Origin of the sequence: Streptomyces sp. NPDC058459 (genome assembly GCF_042721685.1) — a bacterium.
GTDB lineage: Bacteria > Actinomycetota > Actinomycetes > Streptomycetales > Streptomycetaceae > Streptomyces.
Genome location: NZ_JBHXLV010000399.1, coordinates 1 through 2,014 on the forward strand (window position 1 = coordinate 1; position 2,014 = coordinate 2,014).

General features: G+C 73.8%; 2 protein-coding genes. One reads left to right on the forward strand and one right to left on the reverse strand.

The window, feature by feature from the left end; all coding sequences use genetic code 11:
• Positions 1-117 precede the first annotated feature (117 nt).
• The gene (locus ACFWN1_RS33070) at positions 118-984 is read right to left on the reverse strand and encodes a fructosamine kinase family protein (protein ID WP_384370401.1); all 867 of its coding nucleotides are present in this window, start codon (positions 982-984) and stop codon (positions 118-120) included.
• 338 nt (positions 985-1,322) lie between these two features.
• On the opposite strand from ACFWN1_RS33070, the gene ACFWN1_RS33075 reads away from it, so the two are divergent.
• A complete protein-coding gene (locus ACFWN1_RS33075; protein WP_384370404.1) occupies positions 1,323-2,012 on the forward strand; it encodes a hypothetical protein in 690 nt (229 codons plus the stop codon).
• Positions 2,013-2,014: the final 2 nt, after the last annotated feature.

A 2,014-nucleotide genomic window follows, 5' to 3' on the forward strand; every position in this document is an offset into this window, starting at 1 on the left:
GAAAGTTGAGGTCGAGACACCTCACCGTTCTACCCCAGGGGTCCCAACCCTCCCCGGCCGGGACCACACGAGATCACAACTCCACACAGGCCCTAGCCCGCTCGGTACGACCCTGGTTCACCCGGCCAGGGTGGCCCGCGCGGCGGACAGCGCCTCCTCGGCGTACCCCCGCCCGAACAGCACCGTGTGCACCAGCAGCGGGAAGAGCTGATGCGCCCCGATCCGGTCGCGCCAGCCCTCGGCGAGCGAGTGCGTCTCCTCGTACCCGGTGAGCACCTGTTCCAGCTGGGGGCAGCCGAAGAGGCGCAGCATCGCGAGGTCGGTCTCCCGGTGGCCGCCGTGCGCGGCCGGGTCGATGACATGGACCTCGCCGTCGGCGCCCCACAGGACATTGCCCTGCCACAGGTCGCCGTGCAGCCGCGCGGGCGGCTCGGCGGGCCCGGCGAGCGCGGGCAGCCGCTCGCACACCGCCTCTATCACCCCGGCCTCGCCCGGCCGGACGGTCCCGGCGTCGACCGCGGTACGCAGATACGGCAGCACCCGGTGCTCGGCGTACCAGGAGGGCCAGTCGTCGCCGCGCGTGTTGCGCATCGGCGCGCGGCCGATGTACGCCTCCTCGGGCCCGTCCGGCGGGGCGGCGCCGAACGCGGGGGCGCCGGACGCGTGCAGGGCGGCCAGCGCGCGGCCGAAGCGCACCGCCGCCCCGGGGCCGGGGCTGCCGGCCGGCACCCGCTCGCTGACCAGGGACCACTCGTCGTACCCGAGCACCGCCGGCACGCGCACCGCACCCGCGGCGGCGAGCCAGCGCAGTCCGGCGGCCTCGGCGCGCACCGCGCCGGGACCGTCCCCGCGCTTGACCATCACCGTCGTGCCGTCCTCCAGGGACACCTCGGCGGGCGACACCGCCGCCACCGGGCCGCCCGTGACCCGGCGCCCGGTGAGCCGGGACACCGTCAGCCCTGGATCTTCGAATCGCTCGATCACGGCCTCAGGGTACGACCCGCAAAAGCCCCGCCACGTCGAGAACTTCGCGCTTTGCTACGACGGTTTTCGGCCAAGTTTGCCCGGAATGCCGGGCGATGGCTCCCTCCGTCCTCCGCCGGCCGGGAGGGAGACGCTCGCGGGTCGCCGGAGGGGCGATCGGCTGACCCGTTCGGCGGGGCGTAGCGGCGTGTCACTGCGACAGACGGGTGGCATGCTGACCCGGCTGGACGGCCCGGATGGTGCGCGGAGGCGGTCGGCCCGACGGTGGATCATGTCGGGGCCGGGTCATGTCAGCCGATGAGGAATCAGCTGCCCGGTCACGGCGGAAGGACACCGATATGCGCTCTGCCCGCATTCTTCTCGCCACGGCGGCCGCATCCGCCGCCCTCGCCCTCGCCGCCCCCGCTACCGCGCTCGCGGCGGACGACGGAGGCCGGGACGACTCCTCCTACAACAAGCAGCAGGACAGCGACTCCGGCCGGGACAACGGTTCCGGCTCCAACTCCGGTGACAAGGACTCCGGGGGTAAGGACTCCGGCGGCAGGGACTCCGGCGGTAAGGACTCCGGGGGTAAGGACTCTGGCGGTAAGGACTCCGGGGGCAGGGACTCCGGAGGTAAGGACTCCGGCGGCGGTTCCTACGACTCCGGTGACGGGCCGCGTGGCGGCGTGCACACGGGCGGCGGCGCTCTCGCCGCCGTCGGCAACGACGACGGGAGCTCCGACTCCGGCGGCGACAGCCGCTTCGACCCGGAGAGCTACAAGGACAAGGGCAATGGCGGTGGCGGCAAGGACAGTGGCGGCAAGGACAGTGGTGGCAAGGACAGTGGTGGCAAGGACAGCGGCGGCAAGGAGAGCGGCGGCAGGGGCGACTCCGGCGGCGACGAGCCGCGCGGTGGCATGCACACCGGTGGCGGTGGCCTCGCCGACTCCAGTGACGTGACCATGGCCGGCGCCGCCGTTCTCGCCGCCGGTGCCCTGGGCGCCTACGGGTTGCGCCGCAAGAAGGCCGCCGGGCCGGCGTCCTGACC

Coding starts and splice junctions, on each gene's coding strand:
- ACFWN1_RS33075 (WP_384370404.1), top strand. CDS start 1,323: ATGCGCTCTGCCCGCATTCTTCTCGCCACGGCGGCCGCATCCGCCGCC.